Below are 23,067 nucleotides of genomic sequence, written 5' to 3'. Positions count from 1 at the left end.
GCGGAAGAGAGAATTATATGAACTTGGAACGTTCCGAGCGTATCGAGATCCCGGTACTACCTCTACGTGACGTAGTGGTCTACCCACACATGGTTATTCCATTGTTTGTTGGTCGTGAGAAATCGATTAGCTGTCTAGAAACGGCGATGGAAACCAACAAACAAGTTCTTCTTGTGGCACAAAAGCAAGCGGATACTGACGAGCCTACGGTTGACGACCTATTTGACGTAGGTACGGTAGCCACCATTCTCCAGCTCTTGAAGCTTCCGGATGGCACAGTAAAAGTATTGGTCGAAGGCCAGCAGCGAGCAAAAATCAATCACTTTAAAGAGAGTGACTTCTTCCTAGCGGAAGCTGAATTTGTTGTTACGCCAGAATTGGATGAGCGTGAGCAAGAAGTGATTGTTCGCAGCGCGATTAATCAGTTTGAAGGGTTCATTAAGCTAAACAAGAAGATTCCACCAGAAGTGTTAACGTCACTTAATGGTATCGACGAAGCCGCACGCTTAGCGGATACCATTGCGGCTCATATGCCGTTAAAGTTGGTGGATAAGCAGCAAGTGCTTGAAATTGTTGACGTCACTGAGCGTCTGGAATTCCTGATGGGCCAGATGGAATCAGAGATCGACTTGCTGCAAGTTGAAAAACGAATTCGTGGTCGCGTTAAAAAGCAAATGGAAAAATCTCAGCGTGAGTATTATCTGAATGAGCAAATGAAAGCGATTCAGAAAGAACTTGGTGAGATGGAAGACGCACCAGACGAGTTCGAAACGCTACAGAAGAAGATTGACGAATCAAAAATGCCTCAAGAGGCACGTGAAAAGACAGAGCAAGAGCTGCAAAAGCTTAAGATGATGTCTCCAATGTCTGCTGAAGCAACAGTGGTTCGTAGCTACATCGATTGGATGGTCAGCGTTCCTTGGGCTAAGCGCTCAAAAGTTAAGAAAAACTTAGCGAAAGCAGAAGAGGTTCTTAATGAAGATCACTACGGTCTAGAACGCGTCAAAGAACGTATCCTTGAATACCTGGCGGTTCAAAACCGTATCAACAAGCTAAAAGGTCCTATTCTTTGTCTTGTTGGTCCTCCTGGTGTAGGTAAAACGTCTCTTGGTCGTTCAATTGCTTCAGCTACAGGCCGTAAGTATGTTCGTATGGCGTTGGGTGGTGTGCGTGATGAAGCGGAAATTCGTGGTCATCGTCGTACTTATATCGGCTCATTACCAGGTAAATTGATCCAGAAGATGTCGAAAGTTGGTGTGAAGAACCCGCTGTTCTTATTGGATGAAATCGACAAAATGTCTTCAGATATGCGTGGTGATCCGGCATCGGCTCTACTAGAAGTACTGGACCCTGAACAGAATAACTCGTTCAACGATCACTACCTAGAAGTGGATTACGATCTCTCTGACGTTATGTTTGTTGCGACATCGAACTCGATGAACATCCCGGGTCCGTTGTTAGACCGTATGGAAGTTATTCGTTTATCTGGTTACACCGAAGACGAGAAGCTGAACATTGCAAAACGTCACCTTGTTGATAAACAGGTGAAGCGTAATGGCTTGAAAGCGGATGAGATCGTCATTGAAGATTCTGCGATTATTGGCATCATTCGTTACTACACGCGTGAAGCGGGTGTCCGTAACTTAGAGCGTGAGATTTCTAAGATCTGCCGTAAAGCGGTGAAGAACATCTTGCTGGATAAGGACATCAAGTCAGTAACGGTAACGATGGACAACCTAAAAGAGTACTTAGGTGTTCAACGTTTCGATTACGGTAAAGCGGATGAAAGTAACCGAATTGGTCAAGTAACTGGCCTAGCTTGGACAGAAGTGGGTGGCGATCTATTAACGATTGAAACTCAATCAATGCCAGGTAAAGGTAAGCTGACACAAACGGGTTCTCTTGGTGATGTGATGCAAGAGTCTATCCAAGCAGCAATGACAGTGGTTCGCTCTCGTGCAGAAAAGCTAGGTATCAATACTGACTTCTACGAGAAGAAAGATATTCACGTACACGTACCGGAAGGCGCGACACCAAAAGATGGCCCAAGTGCGGGTACAGCAATGTGTACGGCATTGGTTTCTTCTCTGACAGGCAACCCTGTGAAAGCAGAAGTAGCGATGACGGGTGAAATCACACTGCGTGGTGAGGTTCTACCTATCGGCGGCCTAAAAGAGAAGTTACTTGCGGCACACCGTGGTGGCATTAAGACAGTGCTAATTCCAAAAGATAACGAGCGTGATTTGGAAGAGATTCCTGATAATGTTATCGCTGATCTGGAAGTTATCCCTGTACAGTGGATTGATGAAGTACTGAAAGTCGCACTAGAGCGAGACCCGACGGGCGTTGAGTTTGAGTCTCAAAAATAGTGATGTGTAGCAAAAATAAGTAAAAGTTTACGCTGATAAGCCCAAAAAGGCTTGTCAGCGTTTTTTTTGGGCGCTAAGTTAGTTTCGATAGCTGCCAGCCCTTGATGAATAAGGGGTGGAGCATATTTTCTTAACAATGGAACGAAAGTCATCACAAAAATAATCACAGATGACACAAAGGGGAAATTACAGTGAATAAAACTCAGTTAGTAGAACAAATCGCAGAAAATGCAGATATTTCTAAAGCGTCAGCGGGTCGTGCTCTAGATGCATTCATCGAAGCAGTAAGCGGAACTCTTCAATCTGGTGATCAAGTCGCTCTAGTTGGCTTTGGTACATTCAGCGTTCGTACTCGTGCTGCACGTACTGGTCGTAACCCAAAAACTGGTGAAGAAATCCAAATCGCAGAAGCAAAAGTACCAGCTTTCAAAGCTGGTAAAGCACTGAAAGACGCTTGTAATTAATCACGGCGTTATTTCTGTAACCGGCCATTTGCTTAACTTTTGCTCAAACAATAAGTTTCGAACAAAAATTTACAAACTTCGAGCCGAACTTTCTTAAATTATGCGCATCATACTGATGCGCATTTCTTTTTCTGATATTATTGCGCCATTATTTCTATTAGATAGAAGCAGTAGGCTTCAATTGTGGAGAGCAGTTAAATTATGATGGATCGACTACGCGAAGGCGTGAATAGCATCGCGGTCAAAATTATCCTTGGACTTATCATCCTGTCTTTCGTATTTGCAGGTGTAGGTAGCTACATCGTTGGTGGTAGCAACAACTCTGCAGCGAAAGTCGGTAACACTGAGATTCCTCGTGGTGAGTTCGAGATGGCATACCAAAATGAGCGTAACCGTATGCAAGCTCAGTTGGGTGACTACTTCTCTCAAATGCTGGCTGACCCTGCATATGTTGAATCTTTCCGCAAATCCGTTTTAGATCGAATGATCAATGACGTGTTGCTTGACCAACAAGCTGAAGCTTTAGGTCTGCGAATCAGCGACACTCAAGTGCGTAGCATGATTCTAGACATGCCTCAGTTCCAATCTAATGGTCAGTTTGATCAAGAGATCTATCAAGCTTCTTTGCGTCGTGCAGGCTTTTCGCCAGACTCTTTTGCTGAGTACATGCGTCGTGAATTGGTTCGTGAGCAACTGCTGAATGCGCTACAAAACAGTGAATTTATTCTGCCGGGTGAAGTACAAGCAGAAGGCAAGCTGTTCACTCAAACTCGTGATATTCGCACGATTCAGATCGACTTAGCGGAGTTTGCGAAAAATATTGAATTGACCGACGAAGAAATTCAAGAGTACTACAAAGCAAACCCAGACAACTTTACACGTCCAGAGCAGGTTAAAGTCTCTTACATCGAACTGTCAGCTGAAGCGCTAAAGGAACAAGTTAATGTTTCTGATGCTGAGGTGAAAAAGTACTACGACGAGCACTTAAACAAATACTCTTCAGAAGAGCAACGCCGTGTCGCTCACATTCTTGTAGAAGGGGACGATGAAGCAAAAGCGCAAGCTATCCTAGATGAGCTAAACGCGGGTGCAGACTTTGCGACGCTTGCTCAAGATAAATCTGACGATTTTGGCAGCGCTGAAAACGGTGGTGACTTAGGTTGGATCGAGCGTGATGTGATGGACCCTGCTTTTGAAGAAGCGGCATTCGCACTGAAGAATCCTGGCGATACGTCGGGTCTAGTAAAGTCGGACTTTGGCTATCACATTATCAAGCTTGAAGAGCTAAAAGATTCTGTGGCGAAGCCATTTGAAGAAGTCGCTGCTGAAATCAAACAAGAGATGGTTGACCAACAAGCTATCGATCAATTCTACGAGTTGCAAAATGAGCTTGAGCGCGTAGCGTTTGAATACCCAGACTCATTGTATGATGCTTCTCAAGCGGTTAACCAAGAAGTGAAGACAACAGACTTTATTTCTCAGGTTGATGCACCTGAAGTGCTTCGTAGCCCTGCGGTAATGCAAGCTATCCTAAGCCCTGAAGTTAAAGAAGATGGCCTAAACTCTGAAGCTATCGAAGTTGCGCCTGAGCATATTATCGTTGTTCGTGTTGAAGATGCGCGTGACGAGACAGTTCTTCCACTAGAAGAAGTGAAAGATCAGGTTGTTGCAGAGCTATCTCGTGTTAAAGGTGAGCAAGAAGCGATGGAGCTTGGAACACAAGTCGTTGCGGCATTGAAAGAAGGTAAGACGAACGTGCTTGCTGAAAACAATCTTGCCTTTGGTGAACAAGAGACAGTAGATCGTCGTTCTCCGTTGGCAACAACGGTATTCGGGATGGCAAAACCAGTCGATGGTAAACCAGTATACGGTCAGTCTAAAGATCTTGAAGGTAACATCATTATCATCGAGCTTGATGCTGTAAACGCAGAGCTAGATAGTGAGTTAGAAGATCAAGTTGCGATGCAAATGCAGCGTGCATCTTCTCAGCAAGACTTATCATCTGTACTAGCCGTACTGCGTGCAAATACTGACATTGAGTACTTTGTTGTGAGCAACTAAGCACAATTAGTGTAATTTGTATGTTGAATAAAACGGACCGCATAAGCGGTCCGTTTTATTTTTGTCTTTATGAACTTCAATCATCAATAGGCATTACTTAAATTAGTGCGCGTTTAAGTGATAGCGGCCGTTGTGAATTCCGGGTCATCTCAGTTTGTTAAATGCATAACCATATTGCTTTCCATTGCAAACTTGATAGTGACTCGCTCTCGATGACTGTTTTTAGCCTACTATTTTGGAGATTGTATGTTCAATATGAAATGGATTTTGACATTGTGCTTATTTGTTTTTGCACCTTTTAGCATGGCTGCGGATTCAGCCACTGACAAATATGAAGGAATTGAAATTACTGTAAATATCAACACGGCCACTGCTGAAGAAATTGCGACCATGTTGAAAGGTATAGGTGAGAAGAAAGCGCAGAGTATAGTGGACTACCGCGAGGAACATGGCCCTTTTAAAACGGCAGCAGATTTGAAGAGCGTAAAAGGCATTGGTGAAGCGACAGTTAAGAAAAACGAAGACCGCATTTTACTGTAGCTTGATGTATTGCAGATATTGAGTTTGAATTCAGAACAATATCTGCTTCCCTATTACTGCTTTCCCGAACCAGCACCTCTTTCGTGGTTCGGGATTTTTTATCCGAATAAACGACGGCGAAGGCCTTTTTCCAGTAAAGCCATTACTAACCCACCGAGTGCGCCAAACATATGAGCATCAATAGCAACGTTTGCACCGATAAGCTCAGCAGTACTGCTTGATGGGCCATAGACCTGCTCCCATGCTACTTTGGCGATTAGCCCTCCGACTAACAACACACTGCTTCTTCTACTTTCAAAGACTTCTCTGAGCGCCCAAAATCCAAACAATCCGTGTAATACGCCGGATAAACCCACGTACACCGACATGTTGGTAAACAAATTCAGCGCACCAACACATGCACATAAGATTGAAAAAACGATAAGGAAGTTACGAGTGCTTGGGCGAAAAATAAAAGTAATGATCCACAATCCGGCGAGGTTCATTCCTAAGTGCGCAAAGTTGGTATGTGTGAGATTTCCTGTTACGATTCGCCACCATTCACCATGGCGTATATTGTAGCTGTGCCACTCGGTTAGGCTTGCCATTGGTTCAAATTGAAGTATCAAACAGATCACGCTGATAATACTCAGCAAGGTATAAAGGTTCACTCTATGTCTCGTTATTGTTCTCGTTGTGGAAAATCGCAAAAAGCGTGTATTTGCCAATGGATTGTACCGCTGGCAAGCGAGGTAGAACTTATCATTCTTCAGCACACGAGTGAAGAACATCGTCCGCTTGGTACGGCACGGATTCTCAATTTGAGTTTAGATAACTGTATTTGTTTGATAGGAGAGGACTTTTCTTGTGATGATGTCTTAAATCACTTATTAGCGGATGAGTCATATCAACATTTTGTTCTTTACCCATCAGAAGGGTCACGATGCATTTCTGAAATCACTCAAGCGAGTCATAGTGTATCTAAGAAAATACGTTTGATTTTGCTCGATGGTACGTGGAAAAAAGCGTACAAAATGTGGCAACTCTCAAGCAACTTACATCCACTCCCAACCGTGCAGTTGCCTAAGCAACTACAAGGGCACTACACCATTCGTAAGGCGCCCTCTGAGAATAGCTTATCGACAGTCGAGGCAGGTTATCATTCGCTTCGCTTGCTTGAACCCGAGCGAGACTTTACACCGCTTATGCATGCCTTTGAAAATATGATCGAATTCCAAATCGCCCAGATGCCTCCGGGCGTTTTTGAAAAGAATTATTTGAAAGGTTGAGTGTTACTAAAGAACGATGGAAGAGAAAAGTTGGCGGTGTAGCTTTTGTGCGTGACCATCGGTCATTGCAGAAATGTAATCGGCGATGACCCTCATCTTATTGCTTTCGCTCTTCGCCTGACACCACAGCTCTTTTGTATGAACGGGTAGTAAGCGCTCTGGGTCTGCTGTTAACGCTTCAAAAATATCCATAATAATTTGCTGACCCTTATACTCAACGATCTGGACCTGCGGGACTTGGATAACGAAGGTGCTGACAAAGTGCTTGAGTACGTCAAGTGCACGTGCCATCTGTGGTTCTAAACACGCATTCCAAGAAAGTAAAGGGTTATTAAACGGCTCATCCACCGTTTTGATTGAAATGCTGGTCAGTAGCGCGTTAACCATACCACCGATGGCATCTTTCCGCTCATGGTGCTTACCGCTAAATAGCATCTGTCCGATGGAATCGATATGAGCTTCAAACCACGGGTCGCCACAGTCCGCTAATTGACTTGCTGCGCCTTCTTGCCATTGCTGACGTGTCACCATACCAAGTACGATTGCATCTTCTAAATCATGAACACCGTAGGCGATATCATCTGCTAGCTCCATGATTGAGCAGTCGATTGATTTAAAACGCGTTTTACTGTGCTCAAACTCCGATTCTGGCGTTGAACGCATCAGACTAAGCAATGCCTTGTCGTTGTCAGAAAGCGGTGCAATTACCCAATCAAATAAGTCTTTATCACAATCATAAATGCCTTTAGCTGGGCTCCAATCTTTTGCTTTTAGTTTACGTTGATGCTCGGCTGGTTGAGGCAACTTGACGGAGCGTGTTTGACTAATGAGGGCAGGGTACTTAATCAAACCAAACAGCGTGCGGCGTGATAAATTCATTCCGAAATGCTCGGTATAAGGCTCTAACTTAGTGACGATACGAAAGGTTTGGGCGTTCCCCTCGAAGCCGCCATGTTCGCGCATTACGTAGTTTAGAGCGACTTCTCCCCCATGACCGTATGGAGGATGCCCGATGTCGTGAGCCAAACATAATGAATCAATTAAGCTGTCTGATGGTAATAGTTCACGGAACTCTGGTTGTTTTTTCTTTAACTGGGCGACGATACCGGTCCCGAGTTGCGACGCTTCTAAGGAGTGTGTTAACCGACTGCGGTGAAAGTCTTCCAAGCTATTGCCGTGTACTTGGGTTTTTGCTTGTAGGCGTCGAAATGCAGCCGAGTGAAGAATGCGTGCTCGGTCTCGTTGGTACGGGCTCCGATGGTCGTCTCGACGGATTTTATGCTCATCATCATGGCGCTCTTGCCATTGCGGGTGTAATTCAAACGACACGATTATCTCCGTAAGCTAACTGATTTCATCTAACGATAATTCGAAACTTGGGGCAAAGGTATTGAGAAAGTAATCCATTTCAGGCGTTTTGCGTTCTTGCAAAGTGACGTCTAAGCGTTTTTTTGCCAGAGCGAACTCATGGTTACCGGCGCTTAGTTCTTCAAGACATTTTAAATAGGCACAGATGGAATCGGCTTGCTTAACGATTTTTGCGTCCTCTTCGTGTGCAGAGTGAGAAAGAAGATAGGGAGCAAAATCATCTTGGAACTCTTCCGGTAACATTGAGAGTAATTTTTGCTCCGCTGCTGATTCTATCTTCTTATATTCTTTGGCAATTTCAGGGTTGTAATACTTCACTGGAGTCGGAAGATCACCCGTTAATACTTCACTGGAGTCATGGTACATGGCAAGAATCGCGATGCGCTCTGGATTAAGGTTACCGCCGAACTTTTTGTTTTTAATTAGGGCAAGGGCATGGGCGACAAAAGCAACTTGTAAGCTATGCTCTGAAACGTTTTCTGGTGAGACGGACCGCATTAAAGGCCAGCGTTGGATCAGCTTCATTCGAGCCAGGTGGGCGAAAAAATGGCTTTCTTTCATGGCTTTCTCCGTTTCTGGTGTAAAAAAGGAACTCACTAGGAGTTCCTCTAAGCATATGAGAGATCAGCACTAATTACTACCAGTGATTCATTACTGGCTGTAGGTTGATAGGAATCTTTCAAAACGTCCAATGGCGATTTCTAGATCTTCAACGTGCGGTAGTGTCACGATGCGGAAGTGGTCTGGTTTTGGCCAGTTAAAACCAGAACCTTGCACCAGTAAGACCTTCTCTTGTTTTAAGAAATCTAAAACCATCTGCTGATCGTTCTTGATGTTGTACATTTTAGTGTCGATTTTCGGGAAGAGGTACATCGCACCCTTAGGTTTGACACAAGAAACACCAGGAATTTGATTGATCAGTTCATACGCTCGGTTGCGCTGCTCTAATAAGCGTCCGCCAGGTAAAATCAGTTCATTGATACTCTGGTACCCACCTAACGCGGTTTGAATGGCATGTTGCATTGGTACGTTTGCACATAAACGCATCGATGAAAGCAGCTCCAAGCCATTCACGTACCCTTGAGCCAGATGTTTAGGCCCCGTTAGGAACATCCAGCCACCACGGAAACCACAAACACGGTAGGCTTTTGAAAGGCCATTGAATGTCATGACTAGCACGTCTTCAGTGAGTGTGGCGACTGAGGTATGTGTTGCACCGTCGTACAACACTTTGTCGTAGATCTCATCTGCGAAAATGATCAGTTTGTGCTGGCGTGCTATCTCAATGACTTCAAGTAGGAAGTCACGGCTGTATACCGCACCTGTCGGGTTGTTCGGGTTGATCAGAACAATGCCACGTGTCTTTGGTGTGATTTTCTTTTTGATGTCTTCAAGGTCTGGGTACCAGTCAGCCTCTTCATCACATAGATAATGAACCGGCTTACCACCAGATAGTGCAACTGAAGCTGTCCATAACGGATAGTCTGGTGCTGGGATCAGCATTTCGTCGCCATTGTTTAATAGCGCTTGCATGGCCATTACGATCAACTCAGACACGCCGTTACCTACATACACATCTTCGACATCTAGCGAGCGTATACCTTTACGCTGATAGTGTTGGACCACTGCTTTACGAGCAGAGTAAATACCTTTGGAATCACAATAGCCTTGAGAAGTCGGCAGATTACGAATCACGTCGACTAAAATCTCATCAGGGGCGTCAAAACCAAATGGGGCAGGGTTACCAATGTTTAGCTTTAGGATTTTATGCCCTTCTTCCTCCATGCGCTTAGCATGTTTGAGTACAGGACCCCTAATGTCGTAGCAGACATTGTCGAGTTTTGACGACATCCCGATATTTTGCATTGTTTAATTCCTAAAAATTCGTTAATTTCTTTATTAAAATACAATAATTTGTTTTTTATTAGAATATATATCTGTAAATAATCTGTCTGCTGGTTAAGTTTTGCTCGCTTGCTATCACAGGATTTTGCAAAAGATCGCATACGACCTTGATTTGCTTTGGGTCTAAACTTAGAGTAGCCGTCAGTTACCATTTATCCTCACATACAACGAGGTTGATTTGTCACAGTTCCATCAAGCCGTAAAGAGAATTATCGAGCGAGTTCAGCAATCGGAAGGCAATCAAACACGTCTGGTCGAGCCCCTTAGCGAGAAACCCAATTTCTCATTTATTGATTGGCTTGATGCACAACCACTTTTCCCTAAGTTTTATTGGCAGTCCCGCGATACACGTGAAGAGGTCGTTGCACTAGGGCAATTGCACGCTTTTGTTGAGCCAGGTCCTGCTTATACCATTCTAGGTGAAGGGCAAAGAGTTTGGGGCGGGCGCTCTTTTGATGGGCAGCATGAGAAGAATCGCCGCTGTATGCCTTCTTTTTTCTTTTTGCCTCAAATTGAGTTAATTCGTTTTGACCAACAGTGGTCTCTCGCAGTTAATATTTCAGAAGACAAAGCGCGAACTCTAGCTGGGTTGAATAAACTGGTTTGTGAGGTCGCAACCTTAGCTCCAATTTCGTCTCACATCCGCTCTATTGTTCATACGCCAAGTCAGCCTCAATGGAATGAGTTAGTTCATAAGGTTCTGACTGGTATAGAGAATGATGATTTTAAGAAAGTGGTTTTAGCGCGTCGCTCTACCGTGCAGCTTGATAACACATTAAGTGCTGCACAGCTACTTAAAGCAAGTTACTTAAATAACCATCATAGCTTCCATTTCATGCTGAGCTTAGACAGTAAGCACAGTTTTATGGGGTCTACGCCAGAACGTTTGTATTCTCGCGTAGGGCATGAGCTACATACCGAAGCGTTAGCAGGTACGATTGGTCGGGGAGACAATGCCACTCAAGATATGGAGTTGGCGAATTGGTTATCCCAAGACCAAAAGAACCTCAACGAAAACCAGTATGTGGTGGACGACATCATTGACCGTCTATCACCGCATTCTGAAATGGTTGAAGTGGAAGCTGAACCGAGTTTGGTCAGACTACGAAAAGTGCAGCACCTTAAGCGAAATATTCACGCTAGTCTAAGAGCGGGGATAAATGGTGTTCAGTTGTTATCGGCGCTTCAGCCAACAGCGGCGGTTGCCGGCTTACCCCGCCAAGAGTCCATGCAGTTTATTCTTGATAATGAGCCCTTTGCACGCGGCTGGTACGCGGGGTCAATGGGTTACATAAGCCATGAACGAGCAGAGTTTTGTGTCGCAATCAGAAGCGCGCTTGTGCTCGGTGATCAAGTACAACTGTTTGCGGGCGCAGGGATTGTGCCTGGTTCTGTGGCAGAACATGAGTGGGCAGAACTTGATAAGAAAATGTCGACGTTACTTACGCTGATTTCTGATCATCCGCCATTGGGAGTCGCATCATGAGTCATGACCAAGCGGTGCTCAATCGAGTTTGGTCAGAAACCATATTGATTGAGCTTCAGCGATTTGGCGTTAAGCATGTTTGTATCGCTCCCGGATCTCGTTCTACTCCTTTAACTTTAGAAGCGGCAGAACAGTCCGACTTTTCCATTCATACTCATTTTGATGAGCGTGGACTGGGCTTTATGGCTCTTGGTTTAGCGAAAGCTACTCAGGAGCCAGTGGCAATTATCGTTACCTCTGGTACGGCAGTGGCGAACCTATTACCGTCGGTTGCCGAAGCCAAACTTACTGGTGAAAAGCTGGTGCTGCTGACAGCAGATCGTCCAGTAGAACTTGTCGGCTGTGGTGCAAACCAAGCGATAAATCAATTGGGTATTTTTTCACATCATGTTTCGGCCAGTTTGAATTTACCAAGCCCAAATTTAGCAACGTCGCTTAACTGGTTGCTGACCTCTGTTGACGAAGTGATGTTTACTCAGCAATTGCAGGGTAGTGCTGTTCATATTAATTGTGCATTTCCAGAGCCTTTGTATTCCAACGGCGCAAAAGCGGATTATCAAACCTACTTAGATTCGGTCGCCGGATGGCGAAAAGGAAGCGGCACTTATACTCAGCGTTTTAGCCATTTGTCACAGGCGAACATCCCGCCTTTTTCGGACAAAAAAGGCTTGGTTGTGATTGGCAGCTTACCGCTTGAACAAGCGAAGTCGGCGCAGGCATTTGCACAAAAGATGGGATGGCCAGTACTTGCAGACCCGCAAAGTGGTCTCAGTTCGGATTGGGCGTATTACGATGTATGGCTTCAACTTCCCGAGTTCGCAAACGAGCTTGAATCTTGTGAACTTATTATCCAATTTGGTAGCCGAATCATCTCCAAACGTTTGAACCAATGGATTGATAAACAAGTATCGAAAAATCAACAAAGTAAAGACGTTCAGTATTGGTATGTCTCACCTTGTATGGACCGGAATAACCAAAATCATCTGGCGCAAATGCACTGGGTTGAGCCTCCTAAAACGTGGGTTTCTCGCATTAGTTTTGAGAAGTCAATATTTGCTGGGTGGGCTGATAGGTTAGCGAATGACGTTAAGCGAGTTCATCAACGTATCGAAGAAGCCTTCCTATCTGATTCAGCGTCTGCCATTGACGAAATTGCGTTGGCAGCAGACATCAACGAGCGCACAAAGGACGTAGATGTTTTCTTGGGTAATAGCTTGTTTGTTCGGCTTGTTGATATGTACGGAAAATTGGATGGTGTAGAGGTTTTCACTAATCGAGGCGCGTCAGGGATTGACGGTTTGTTTGCTGCAGCATCAGGCGTGCAACGGGCAAGAGGTAATCCGTTACTGATGTATATCGGTGACACAGCAGCACTTTATGATCTCAATTCTCTGGCGCTATTTTCTCACAATAAACTGCCGGCGGTACTTGTTGTTACCAATAATGACGGCGGTGCGATTTTTGATATGTTGCCAGTACCACCAGAGCGCAGGACGACATATTATCAAATGCCTCATGGTTATCAGTTTGAACACGCGGCAAAGCAGTTTGGTTTGGCGTATTTGCATGTTTCTACACTGGAGCAATTCCAATCATCTGTAAAAGAGCATTTATGTCACGGCCAAGGAACGTTGCTGGTCGAGGTTCAAACCCCATCTAACCAAGCTGCTGAGACACTCAAGGCATTTAATAAGAGTCTGAATGCTTTACTTTGAACGTTTCCCTGTATTAGAAAAGCACCAAAGTATTACTTTGCCTACTCTGGTGTTTTTGCATGGTTTACTTGGTAGCGGTGAAGATTGGCAATCGTGTATCAACGCGTTACCCGAGTATGAACGTGTTACGGTTGACCTCCCTGGTCATGGGCATAGCCAATCTATTTCTTGCTGCGATCTGAATGATTGCTGCAAATTACTCAATTCCACACTATCTTTATTACTTCCCTCACAACAACCACTTATTTTGATTGGTTACTCTATGGGCGGCCGCATTACGATGCATGGTATTGCCCATCAATGCTTTCCAGATCTCAATATTGCGGGCGCGATTATTGAAGGGGGAAACTTCGGGCTTCAAACTGAGTCAGAGAAACAGGTGAGATTAGAGAATGATGCTCGCTGGGCAATGCGTTTCAAAACTGAACCACTTGAACGTGTTTTGAACGATTGGTACCAACAAGCGGTGTTTTCTTCACTAAACCATGAGCAAAGACAAACATTCATTGCGAAGCGAAGTGATAATCTTGGCTCAGCGGTGGCGAATATGTTGATGGCGACATCGTTAGCCAAACAGGCATATTTGTTACCCTCACTGCAAAAGCAGAACATACCAGTGTATTACTTGTGTGGTGAGAAAGACCAAAAATTTAGCCAACTGGCACAACGTAGCGGGTTGGCGTATCGACAAGTTGAAAGCGCTGGTCATAACGTCCATCAAGAGCAGCCCAAACAGTTTGCGATACATACCAAGCAAATAATTCAGTCTCACTTTGGTGAGAGTAACGAGAACAATGGGAATCACCATGGCTAAAACAGTAGGCATTTCTGAAGAAGAACTTTACGCTCCGGTTCAATGGAAAGATTGCGGCGAGAGATACGAGGACATTCATTACCATAAGTCTGAAGATGGTATCGCGAAAATCACCATTGCGCGTCCTCAAGTGCGTAACGCGTTTCGTCCTCAAACGGTAAAAGAGATGATTGATGCGTTGGCAGATGCGCGTTACGACTCTGGTGTTGGCGTGATCATTCTGACAGGTCTAGGTGAAGACGCATTCTGTTCTGGCGGTGACCAGAAGATCCGTGGCGACTACGGCGGCTACAAAGATGACCAAGGTACGCACCACCTAAACGTATTGGACTTCCAACGTGATATTCGTACTTGTCCAAAACCAGTGATCGCATCGGTAGCTGGTTGGGCTGTGGGCGGTGGTCATGTTCTGCACATGATGTGTGACCTCACGATTGCAGCTGACAACGCTCAATTTGGTCAAACAGGCCCTAAAGTGGGTTCATTTGATGGCGGTTGGGGTGCATCTTACATGGCTCGCATCGTAGGCCAAAAGAAAGCTCGCGAAATTTGGTTCCTATGTCGTTTCTACAATGCTCAAGAAGCAGTAGACATGGGCCTAGTAAACACAGTTGTACCACTAGCGGATCTAGAGAAAGAAACCGTTCGTTGGTGTCGTGAAGTACTACAGCACAGCCCAATGGCACTGCGTTGCTTAAAAGCTGCATTAAACGCGGACTGTGATGGCCAAGCGGGTCTGCAAGAGCTAGCGGGTAACGCAACGATGATGTTCTACATGACTGATGAAGGCCAAGAAGGTCGTAATGCCTTTAACGAGAAGCGTCGCCCAGACTTCGATAAATTCCCTCGCAACCCATAATCCGTCTAAATGAGGAGCGTGTTAGCTCCTCTGTTCCTTTTTTCCTGAGCGCCTTGCCCTCTGGGAGGCTGGTGGGATTGCTCGTCAGAACGCTCAAATATACGGCATTACATAGGACTTGAATTATGCGTGAAGCGAAAATTTATCGTTATAGCTTGCCCATGGATAGTGGTGTCATCCTACGTGACAACAAGCTAACCGAACGTGTTGGTTATGTTGTTGCGCTTTCCGAAGATGGTAAAACAGGGCTTGGAGAAGTCGCTCCTCTTCCTGGTTTTAGCTTAGAGAGCACCGAAGATGCGGGTGTTCAGCTACAAGAACAGGCGGAGCGTTGGGTAGCAGAGTTGGATGTGGATTATGCCAAGATGTACCCGTCGGTTGCGTTTGGTTTATCGATGGCACAGCTTGAATTAGCTGGTGGCTTACCACAACAAGGTAAATACCAAACAGCGCCACTATGCACTGGCGACCCAGATGAGCTCATTCCAAAGCTGAACGAGATGGAAGGTGAGAAAGTCGCTAAGGTGAAAGTTGGACTTTATGAGCCAATTCGCGATGGCATGCTTGTGAACCTTTTTCTTGAATCAATCCCTCAATTAACGCTTCGACTCGATGCCAATCGCGCTTGGACACCAGAAAAAGCGCAGCAGTTCGCTAAGTACATTGCTCCGTCTCAGCGTCAACGAATCACGTTTCTAGAAGAGCCGTGCCGCTCTCCTGGCGATAGTCTCTCTTTTGCGATTAATACTGGTATTGCTATCGCTTGGGATGAAACATTGCAAGATGCGGTTCGTCGTGAAGATTTCCGTCTTGAAGATCTAACTGGTGTGAAAACGATCATCATCAAACCCACACTCATTGGTTCAGTGGATTTTTGTATTACACTGATAGAGAAAGCGAAGTCACTGGGGATGAAAGCAGTGATTAGCTCGAGCATTGAATCCAGTCTCGGTTTAACTCAATTAGCGCGCTTTGCCCAATGGCAGCTGCCTGATGAAGTTCCAGGTTTGGATACGATTGGCTTATTCAAGGCTCAGCTAGAGCAGGGCTGGCCTAAGTGTGAACTTCCCGTTCTTCCTCTAAAAGACCAGGAGATTGTGTGGCATTCTGCGTAGACAATATTGCGAAGGCACCATGGAAATATTGGGCTCAAACGAGCCCTTTTTCTATTGCACTCAAGACATCAACAGAAGTATTAAACTGGCAACAACTCTCGAAGCGTATTGACCAATACACTCACTATTTGAATGACTTGGGTGTAACTCGGGGGGATGTGCTGACTTTGGTTGGCAAGAACCAAGTAGAAACACTGTTGTTTTATCTTGCCTCCAAACAGTTGGGTGCGCTCGCTGCGCTGACCATGGAACAACCACTAGATAAGTTGCAGGGTAAGCTTGCTACACTTTACAGGCCTGATCAAACTCGGTTTATCTGGTTTTCTCAGGAGTGCGCTTCGACCTTTTCTGAACATGATATACAAAAACTCAAGGCAACATTGCTTTCACCTCCTGTAGTATCACAGCAAGAGAGTGATTCGTTGACTGAAGATAGCTATCATCATGACCGGCTAGCTTCAGTAGTATTTACTTCTGGCTCTACAGGGGAGCCTAAAGCTGTGGTTCATACACATCGACAGCATCTTGCGTCTGCAGAGGGCTTGTTGCAGGAGTTCATTTTCACTCAGCAAGATGCTTGGCTGTTATCGCTTCCGCTGTATCACGTCTCTGGATTAGCGATTGTCTATCGTTGGCTATATGTCGGAGCAACACTAAAAGTCGGTTCAGGGAAACTTGTTGATGATGTTCAGGGCGTATCACACGCTTCTTTGGTTGCGACTCAGCTCAAACGGTTATTGGATGATGATGCACATTTGTCATTGACACATGTGCTACTGGGCGGCAGCCACGTTGATCACGAATTGGCACTACGAGCAACAAGGCAAGGCATTGAGACATGGTTAGGTTATGGGATGACGGAGGCGGCCTCTACCGTTACCGCAAAGAGAATTGACAGCACCAGTAATGCTGGACATGTATTGAAGCACCGTAAGATAAAATTAGTTGACCAACGCATTTTTATTGGCGGTAAGACATTAGCGGCAGGGTATTTCCATCAAGGACATGTTACCCCATTTCTGGATGAGAAAGGCTGGTTTGACAGCAAGGATCTTGGCGAGTGGCAAGGTGATGAATTAAAGATAATCGGCCGTGCCGACAATCAGTTTATCTCTGGTGGTGAGAATATCCATTGTGAAGAGATTGAAGCCGCTTTGAACCAAATTGATGGTGTAGTGCAGAGTATAGTGGTTCCAGTCGAAGACGCGGAGTTTGGTCATAGACCAGTAGCTGTGATTCAGACCAATGGATTGCGCAGCAAGTCGGAGTATGACCAGCACTTGCAATCAAAGTTAGAGAAGTTTAAATGGCCAGTGGAATACCATGTAATGCCACTAACTCTATTAGAAGGTGGGATCAAAATTTCACGTAAGGCCGTGAAAGAGTGGCTATTGTCATCACTTCAGCATTAGTCAATTTTGCTATGTATTAGTCATAAAGAGAATTTCGTATCCTTATAACTCTGAATCATAATTATGCTTCTTCGTGGAGAGAAAATGCATAAGGTTCAGGATGGCAAAGCTAGTTTTAATTGCGGCAGTAGCACTACAAATTAGTATCGCGATAAGTAGTGAAGGGCTAGCCCGCTCTCTTGCAGAGCTAACGGTATTTTTGAACGCTATTGCGTTGGTCGTTATATACAAAAATAGCAAACGGGAAATACCGTCCCCTCAACGCGATAAGCAGACCACCAATATCTAAAACAGTAACCAACTTAGAGAAGTGGTCGAAATTAACACCCACAGAGTCACACCAAACAACAGTGGCTTAGCTCCAGCAGACTTTAGTTTTGAAATTGAAATGCTACAACCTATCAAGAATAGACATACAACCAACGCTTGCTTTGCTCCAATGAAAATGCCGTGATAGACCATTTCAAATTGAGGAAAGAAGTCGCTAAACGCGATAGCTGCACAGTACCAAAAAATGAAATAAGGGATAGCTAGTTTTTTCTTTCCATACTCTTTTTGGCCTCTTGAAAAGATGACGGCACTGATCAAAGCAACAGGAATGATCCATAAAGCGCGCGCGAGTTTCAATGTTGTTGCCGTAGTTAGCGCTTCTTCCCCATAGGCCGAGGCAGCCCCGACAACAGAAGATGTGTCATGAATGGCAATTGCAGCCCATGTGCCAAACGTGTGTTGATCTAGCCCTAAAGCATGTCCAATCACAGGAAACACAAAGAGTGCAATGGAGTTCAGGACAAATACCGTTGCCAGTGCTAATCCAATCTGCTCGTCTTTCGCTTTAATCGCCGGTGCCACAGCAGCAATTGCGCTACCACCACAAATTGCAGTACCTGATGAGATTAAGTAAGCGGTTACTCGCTCCAATTTAAGTACCCTGGCAATGAGAGTACCCATGATCAGTGTGCCTGTAATAGTGGCGATGATCAGGCCGATACCATCCGATGTGACTGTAAGCGCTTGCTCGAAGTTGATGCCAAAGCCTAAGCCAATAATCGAGTAAGACAGCAGCTTTTTAGTAAAAGAAGCGATGGGCAGCTCGGAAGGCACAAAACCAAAACTTGCGAGTAGAAAACCGATAACTAGAGCAATGGGAGAGGAGGCAAGAGGGGTTAGACAAAAAAGTAACGCCAATCCAAACAGGAGGTAGTTTCTATTCAAGGTTTTTATTCGCTGTTGTGAATGAAAGGGAGAGTATATCGCACTGGGTGTGGTCAGTTTGTCTTAATGATTTGAACACATGTTCAGTTATCCTAAACATGTGTTCAAGTGTATTTATCGCCAGTCGCCTCTAAGTTGATGCACTTTATCGAACATTGTTTTTGCCGTTGCCTCGTTTGGTGGCACCGGTTGTCCTGCCTCTATTTCTAGCTTTGACCAAAATCGAGTCGGTAAGCCACAGCATGCGCGACCTTTTGCGCGGCTGAAATAGCTTCCCCATAAGCCTTTAAGTGCAACAGGTATGACAGGTACTGGACTACGACGTAGGATTATATCAATACCGCGCATGAATTCATTCATTTCACCATCTGAAGTTAATCTTCCTTCAGGGAAAATACAGACGATATGACCTTCGCTTAGCGCAGCTTCCACATCGTTAAATGCACGTCTGATAGAGCTTCTGTTACTCGCTGAAATTGGAATTACCCCAGTTCGACGTAAAAAGCGCCTTAATGGAGGTAGGTTGGCGTAATCTTCCTCCATCACAAAACGAATCAACCTTGGGCATACTGCACTAAGTAGCAATGCATCCATGTAGCTTACATGATTACATACAATCAATGCCCCACCATGCTCGGGTAGGTTGTGTAGATTCTTATGCTTAACTCGATAGATGGTGTGCGTAAGCATCCACATGACAAAGCGAACTACAAAAATAGGAATTTGCAAAAAGATGTAAGCGGCGACTAAGAAATTTAAAATGGCTAACAATGCAAACAGCTGAGGAATTGTCATCTTGATTACACTTAGGCACACAATACCTAAGACAGCGCTGCCGACCATAAACAGAGAGTTAAAAATGTTGAGCCCTGCGATGACTTGAGCACGTTCGGTTTCCTTTGCTCGATGCTGCATTAATGCGTAAAGAGGCACGATAAACAAACCGCCCGAAGCGCCAATCATCAATAGGTAGAAAAATAATGGCCAAAAAGGCTCATATCTAAAGAAGTCTACAAAGTTATGGAAAGTAGGTAGATCATTGGGAATGGAAGTGGCCATTAGGTACCCAAATACCGTAATGCCAAAGGCACCAATTGGCACAATACCGACTTCGATACGATGGTTTGAGATCCAATTGCAAAGTAGCGACCCTAGCGCGATACCAATGGAAAATAGAGCGAGCAAGAAAGACACCGCACTCTCGGTGCCATTTAGGTAAATCTTAGTGAAATTCGGGAATTGTGTTAGATATGCGGCGCCTAAAAACCAAAACCAGCTTATTGCCATTATGCATTGAAAAACAACTCGATCGGATTTGGCGATAGAGAGCGTGTGTTTGGTTTGCTTATATGGTTGCCAACGAAAAGAGAGATTGGGTGCGCTGGCTGCAGCAAAGGGGATTGAGCGGCTCGACAAGTAGCCTAACAATGCGAAGATCACGACACAAAATGCGGCAAGGTATTTTGCGTTGTCTGCAGAGGCTATAATCCCAGCGCCTAAGGTGCCAATAAGGATGGCGATAAAGGTACCAGCTTCAACAAGAGCGTTGCCGGGCACTAACTCTTTAGCATTTAACTTTTGAGGCAAAAGGGCATATTTAACTGGGCCAAAAAATGCTGACTGTGTACCCATTAAAAACAGTAGCAATAAAAGCACACCATAACTTTCGGTTATGAATCCGATGGCACCCAACAGCATGATGGCTATTTCAAATAGTTTGACCTTACGAATAAACCATGACTTTTCATATTTGTCGGCTAATACGCCAGCGGAAGCAGAGAACAGAAAGAACGGTAGAATAAACAAGCCTGCCGCAAGGTTGATGAACAAATTGCTCGAAATAGGCAGTGCACTGGAGCCAGCGAATGCGACAAACAACAGCAAAACGTTTTTAAAAATATTGTCGTTGAAAGCGCCAAAAAATTGAGTAATGAAATAGGGCAGGAATTTTCTCTGCGTAAGTAAGGACGGCTGTCTGTCGGATGACATGGATAATCCTTTGTTACCAGTTCGTGAGGTAGTTGGAAAGAAGATTACTGATCAATTCTTTACCATCAATCGGTTCACTAGAGAAAAACTTATCATCGACACTGAGTAAAGTAATGCCATGTACGCCAGACCAAAGGACTCGACTCGCTTGAATCACTTCGGATTCAGTACGATGTGGTGCGATTTGAGCCAATAGTGACTCTAGCATTCCCGTCATACCATCGATACGTTTGGCATGCCATTCCGGAAGTTCTGCTCCATTCATGTTGTGTTCGAACACTAACTGCCAACGGTGTGGGTGTTTTTGAGCAAAATCGTGGTAGCAATAAGCGAGTTCAAAAAGCGCTTGATGGGAGTCTTTGCTGTCATTAGTCGCTTTGCGTGCTTCTTGAGATAACTCATCTAAAGTTTGAGCGACAACATGAAGCAGTAGCAAATTATAATTACCAAAAACATTTACCAATGTGCTTGGCACGTAACCAATCATGTTAGCGATTTTACGAAGACTGAGTTCGTGGTAAGAATTCTCATCTAAAAAGTTTTTGACCGTTGTTAACGTCAAATTCACTAACTCTTCTCGGGTGTGATCGTTTCTGCGCGCCATACTCTCAAACTACTTTATTGAACATCGTTCAATATGATAGTCAGCTACCTATTAACCGTCAACAAGGCAATGTGTCCAAGTGCCCTCAAGGTGTAGGATTCTGAGCTGTGTCACTGATTCTAATTCAAGTAAAACAATCTGGAGTATTAGTGAACTTATTCCATACTTTTTTTACATTGATCAAGCGCCTTCAGGTGAATTGTAAGCAGTGTGAGCAGTCTGCATTTTTGGCAATATTCTGATACATGTCAGCTTCTATAAGCTATTTTCATCAATCGGTATACAGAGTATGATGACTTAAAAATCATCTTTGGCGTGCTACTGTTTGAAACAACGATTGTTTCGTCTTGAAAATGGGGCACTATCTTAGATAGCTAACTTTAAGGATAACGATGAAACGTTTATTTTCTATTGTTGCTTTGTTGATGTTTACCGTTGCTGTAACGCCTATCGCGGAAGCGAAGAAGTTTGGTGGCAGTAAGTCTTTCGGTAAGAGCTACAAAACCGCACCAGCACCGAAACAACAGCAACAAAATACCAATACGGTCGGCAAAGATCAGACGACAAAGTCTTCAAGTAAGAAAGGCCTTATGGGTGGTCTGCTAGGCGGACTTCTTGCTGGTGGTCTACTTGCTGCATTCTTTGGCGGTGCTTTTGAAGGTATCCAGTTTATGGATATCCTAATTATTGGTTTGATTGCCTTTGTCATCTTTAAACTAATGCGCGGTATGCTAGGTGCGAAGCAGGGCAGTATGAACCAGCATCGTCAACAGCCTGCATTTGGTGGCAACGCATCTAAGTTTGAGCAACCAAACATGCAAAACTTTGAGCAACAACCAAACACAAATAATGGTGGCTTTGGTGGTTTTGGCGCTCAAACAGACGTACCACATAACTACCCACCGGGTTTTGACCAAGCAGCGTTCATTAATGGTTCTCGTGAACACTATCGAATCCTGCAAGGTGCGTGGAATCACAACCAGCTAGAAACTATTGAAGAGTATGTTTCTCCAAGCTTGTTTGAAGACCTAAAAGCAGAGCGCGCGAAGCTCGACGGTGAGCAGCATACTGACGTAATGTACGTTGATGCGGAGATCGTCCGTGCTGATTACGATGCAAATAAAGCACAGCTTAGTCTGCAGTTTAGCGGTCGTTACCGTGACACAGTAGAAGGTGTTGAAGAAGAAATCGAAGATATCTGGCACCTAGAGCGTGACTTGACTGCGCCTAATGCGCCATGGTTAATCGTTGGTATTCAAGGCTAGTCACCTTTAAACCAATTTAGCCACTAGTAAAAATCCCGCATCCCCTGCGGGATTTTTTGTATCTATCATTTATATCTCTTGTACGTGTTTTTATACAAACATCACTAATTGAGTCCGTTTGGTAATTTTGCGAGCCCACTTTTTCTAGTAAGTACTCAAGTGTTTTCCTAGTTATATTGAACATTTATATTAAGGCCATACGAACTAACAAAATCAAAATAGCTAGTACATTGTTTGTAGGGTAAAGATCTGCTCCTCAGCCTTTTGTTTGTGGAGTTTCACATGGGGTTGGTTGCTTTAGTGAGATTGAGTATAGGTTATACCAATCGTAGTAAATAACTGGTCATTCTAGCTTGTTAAAATACTCGATAACTGCGCCTTGTTCTCAAGCATTTTCCCTACGCTATTTCTGATCACTTATTTACTGTGATAGGTATTCAATCGAGCAGAGTTTCGGTTAGGAGTGAAAGGTTCGTTGTAGTAGGACTATGCTATCAAGATCCTGAAACGAAAAAAGCCAGCTCAATGAGCTGGCTTCTTCAATATGGTGGAGGGGGACGGATTCGAACCATCGAAGGCAGTGCCGGCAGATTTACAGTCTGCTCCCTTTGGCCACTC

Annotated in this window: 20 protein-coding genes; 13 read left to right on the top strand and 7 right to left on the bottom strand. The window is 44.6% G+C overall.

All coding sequences use genetic code 11. The features are described from left to right. The first annotated feature begins 17 nt into the window (after window positions 1-17). From lon to R7Q41_RS18320, 4 genes are all read left to right on the top strand, one after another. Window positions 18-2,369, top strand: coding sequence for an endopeptidase La (gene lon, locus R7Q41_RS18335; RefSeq protein WP_005382343.1), 2,352 nt, complete (start codon window positions 18-20; stop codon window positions 2,367-2,369). Between the two features lie 191 nt (window positions 2,370-2,560). Then, the gene (locus R7Q41_RS18330; protein ID WP_005382341.1) at window positions 2,561-2,833 is read left to right on the top strand and encodes an HU family DNA-binding protein; all 273 of its coding nucleotides are present in this window, start codon (window positions 2,561-2,563) and stop codon (window positions 2,831-2,833) included. A 201-nt stretch (window positions 2,834-3,034) separates the two neighbouring features. Further along, window positions 3,035-4,894, top strand: a complete 1,860-nt coding sequence (gene ppiD / locus R7Q41_RS18325; protein WP_318109100.1) for a peptidylprolyl isomerase — start codon at window positions 3,035-3,037, stop codon at window positions 4,892-4,894. A gap of 255 nt (window positions 4,895-5,149) precedes the next feature. Beyond that, on the top strand, window positions 5,150-5,434 hold the full coding sequence (locus R7Q41_RS18320; RefSeq protein WP_031777211.1) for a ComEA family DNA-binding protein: 285 nt from the start codon (window positions 5,150-5,152) through the stop codon (window positions 5,432-5,434). 98 nt (window positions 5,435-5,532) lie between these two features. Here R7Q41_RS18320 and rrtA read toward each other — a convergent pair whose 3' ends face one another. Further along, a complete protein-coding gene (rrtA, locus tag R7Q41_RS18315) occupies window positions 5,533-6,084 on the bottom strand; it encodes a rhombosortase (RefSeq protein ID WP_005382331.1) in 552 nt (183 codons plus the stop codon). Window positions 6,085-6,087: 3 nt separating this feature from the next. On the opposite strand from rrtA, the gene R7Q41_RS18310 reads away from it, so the two are divergent. Next, complete coding sequence (locus R7Q41_RS18310; protein ID WP_054575199.1) at window positions 6,088-6,702, top strand: tRNA-uridine aminocarboxypropyltransferase; 615 nt, start codon at window positions 6,088-6,090, stop codon at window positions 6,700-6,702. A gap of 6 nt (window positions 6,703-6,708) precedes the next feature. Here the strand turns inward: R7Q41_RS18310 and R7Q41_RS18305 are convergent, their stop codons facing one another. The 3 genes from R7Q41_RS18305 to R7Q41_RS18295 form a co-directional block, all read right to left on the bottom strand. Then, a complete protein-coding gene (locus R7Q41_RS18305; protein WP_062730722.1) occupies window positions 6,709-8,031 on the bottom strand; it encodes an anti-phage deoxyguanosine triphosphatase in 1,323 nt (440 codons plus the stop codon). A gap of 15 nt (window positions 8,032-8,046) precedes the next feature. Beyond that, window positions 8,047-8,631 (bottom strand): 5'-deoxynucleotidase, encoded by a 585-nt coding sequence (gene yfbR, locus R7Q41_RS18300; protein ID WP_062730721.1) that lies wholly within the window; start codon window positions 8,629-8,631, stop codon window positions 8,047-8,049. Window positions 8,632-8,721: 90 nt separating this feature from the next. Further along, window positions 8,722-9,936: a pyridoxal phosphate-dependent aminotransferase gene (locus R7Q41_RS18295; RefSeq protein ID WP_005384283.1), complete on the bottom strand. Its 1,215-nt coding sequence runs from the start codon at window positions 9,934-9,936 to the stop codon at window positions 8,722-8,724. A 217-nt stretch (window positions 9,937-10,153) separates the two neighbouring features. Here R7Q41_RS18295 and R7Q41_RS18290 point away from each other — a divergent pair, with 217 nt between their 5' ends. The 7 genes from R7Q41_RS18290 (at window position 10,154) to R7Q41_RS18260 (ending at window position 17,665) form a co-directional block, all read left to right on the top strand. After that, window positions 10,154-11,461, top strand: coding sequence for an isochorismate synthase MenF (locus tag R7Q41_RS18290; RefSeq protein WP_171344887.1), 1,308 nt, complete (start codon window positions 10,154-10,156; stop codon window positions 11,459-11,461). Continuing rightward, window positions 11,458-13,176, top strand: coding sequence for a 2-succinyl-5-enolpyruvyl-6-hydroxy-3-cyclohexene-1-carboxylic-acid synthase (menD, locus tag R7Q41_RS18285; RefSeq protein WP_318109104.1), 1,719 nt, complete (start codon window positions 11,458-11,460; stop codon window positions 13,174-13,176). The genes R7Q41_RS18290 and menD overlap by 4 nt, the downstream gene beginning before the upstream one ends. Beyond that, on the top strand, window positions 13,163-13,990 hold the full coding sequence (gene menH, locus R7Q41_RS18280) for a 2-succinyl-6-hydroxy-2,4-cyclohexadiene-1-carboxylate synthase (protein ID WP_262639364.1): 828 nt from the start codon (window positions 13,163-13,165) through the stop codon (window positions 13,988-13,990). Before menD ends, menH begins: the two co-directional genes overlap by 14 nt. After that, window positions 13,983-14,849, top strand: coding sequence for a 1,4-dihydroxy-2-naphthoyl-CoA synthase (menB, locus tag R7Q41_RS18275; protein WP_137281811.1), 867 nt, complete (start codon window positions 13,983-13,985; stop codon window positions 14,847-14,849). The genes menH and menB overlap by 8 nt, the downstream gene beginning before the upstream one ends. Window positions 14,850-14,974: 125 nt before the next feature. Beyond that, the gene (menC, locus tag R7Q41_RS18270; RefSeq protein WP_053350471.1) at window positions 14,975-15,964 is read left to right on the top strand and encodes an o-succinylbenzoate synthase; all 990 of its coding nucleotides are present in this window, start codon (window positions 14,975-14,977) and stop codon (window positions 15,962-15,964) included. After that, entirely contained in the window at window positions 15,949-17,376 is a 1,428-nt protein-coding gene (menE, locus tag R7Q41_RS18265) for an o-succinylbenzoate--CoA ligase (RefSeq protein ID WP_053350472.1), read from the top strand. Before menC ends, menE begins: the two co-directional genes overlap by 16 nt. Window positions 17,377-17,476: 100 nt before the next feature. Then, window positions 17,477-17,665, top strand: coding sequence for a hypothetical protein (locus R7Q41_RS18260; protein ID WP_017819996.1), 189 nt, complete (start codon window positions 17,477-17,479; stop codon window positions 17,663-17,665). On the opposite strand, the gene R7Q41_RS18255 is transcribed toward R7Q41_RS18260, so the two are convergent. The 3 genes from R7Q41_RS18255 to R7Q41_RS18245 all read right to left on the bottom strand — a co-directional run bounded on the left by R7Q41_RS18255 (window position 17,662) and on the right by R7Q41_RS18245 (window position 21,184). After that, window positions 17,662-18,591: a YeiH family protein gene (locus R7Q41_RS18255; protein ID WP_017819997.1), complete on the bottom strand. Its 930-nt coding sequence runs from the start codon at window positions 18,589-18,591 to the stop codon at window positions 17,662-17,664. The genes R7Q41_RS18260 and R7Q41_RS18255 overlap by 4 nt on opposite strands. A gap of 114 nt (window positions 18,592-18,705) precedes the next feature. Next, a complete protein-coding gene (locus tag R7Q41_RS18250; RefSeq protein WP_005384269.1) occupies window positions 18,706-20,580 on the bottom strand; it encodes an MFS transporter in 1,875 nt (624 codons plus the stop codon). Between the two features lie 13 nt (window positions 20,581-20,593). Next, complete coding sequence (locus tag R7Q41_RS18245; RefSeq protein WP_213874662.1) at window positions 20,594-21,184, bottom strand: TetR/AcrR family transcriptional regulator; 591 nt, start codon at window positions 21,182-21,184, stop codon at window positions 20,594-20,596. A 392-nt stretch (window positions 21,185-21,576) separates the two neighbouring features. Between R7Q41_RS18245 and R7Q41_RS18240 the strand changes: the two genes are divergently transcribed. Then, window positions 21,577-22,449, top strand: coding sequence for a Tim44 domain-containing protein (locus R7Q41_RS18240; protein WP_005384268.1), 873 nt, complete (start codon window positions 21,577-21,579; stop codon window positions 22,447-22,449). Window positions 22,450-23,067: the final 618 nt, after the last annotated feature.

This window comes from Vibrio sp. 2096, assembly GCF_033339595.1.
GTDB lineage: Bacteria > Pseudomonadota > Gammaproteobacteria > Enterobacterales > Vibrionaceae > Vibrio > Vibrio alginolyticus.
This window is presented reverse-complemented; position numbering and strand designations above follow the sequence as displayed.

Excerpts from the sequence above, each read along its gene's own strand:
- menD (WP_318109104.1), top strand. The coding sequence starts at position 11,458 with ATGAGTCATGACCAAGCGGTGCTCAATCGAGTTTGGTCAGAAACCATA.
- menH (WP_262639364.1), top strand. The coding sequence starts at position 13,163 with ATGCTTTACTTTGAACGTTTCCCTGTATTAGAAAAGCACCAAAGTATT.
- menB (WP_137281811.1), top strand. The coding sequence starts at position 13,983 with ATGGCTAAAACAGTAGGCATTTCTGAAGAAGAACTTTACGCTCCGGTT.
- R7Q41_RS18250 (WP_005384269.1), bottom strand. The coding sequence starts at position 20,580 with ATGTCATCCGACAGACAGCCGTCCTTACTTACGCAGAGAAAATTCCTG.
- R7Q41_RS18240 (WP_005384268.1), top strand. The coding sequence starts at position 21,577 with ATGAAACGTTTATTTTCTATTGTTGCTTTGTTGATGTTTACCGTTGCT.
- R7Q41_RS18295 (WP_005384283.1), bottom strand. The coding sequence starts at position 9,936 with ATGCAAAATATCGGGATGTCGTCAAAACTCGACAATGTCTGCTACGAC.
- R7Q41_RS18310 (WP_054575199.1), top strand. The coding sequence starts at position 6,088 with ATGTCTCGTTATTGTTCTCGTTGTGGAAAATCGCAAAAAGCGTGTATT.
- R7Q41_RS18245 (WP_213874662.1), bottom strand. The coding sequence starts at position 21,184 with ATGGCGCGCAGAAACGATCACACCCGAGAAGAGTTAGTGAATTTGACG.
- lon (WP_005382343.1), top strand. The coding sequence starts at position 18 with ATGAACTTGGAACGTTCCGAGCGTATCGAGATCCCGGTACTACCTCTA.
- R7Q41_RS18320 (WP_031777211.1), top strand. The coding sequence starts at position 5,150 with ATGAAATGGATTTTGACATTGTGCTTATTTGTTTTTGCACCTTTTAGC.
- menC (WP_053350471.1), top strand. The coding sequence starts at position 14,975 with ATGCGTGAAGCGAAAATTTATCGTTATAGCTTGCCCATGGATAGTGGT.
- yfbR (WP_062730721.1), bottom strand. The coding sequence starts at position 8,631 with ATGAAAGAAAGCCATTTTTTCGCCCACCTGGCTCGAATGAAGCTGATC.
- ppiD (WP_318109100.1), top strand. The coding sequence starts at position 3,035 with ATGATGGATCGACTACGCGAAGGCGTGAATAGCATCGCGGTCAAAATT.
- R7Q41_RS18260 (WP_017819996.1), top strand. The coding sequence starts at position 17,477 with ATGGCAAAGCTAGTTTTAATTGCGGCAGTAGCACTACAAATTAGTATC.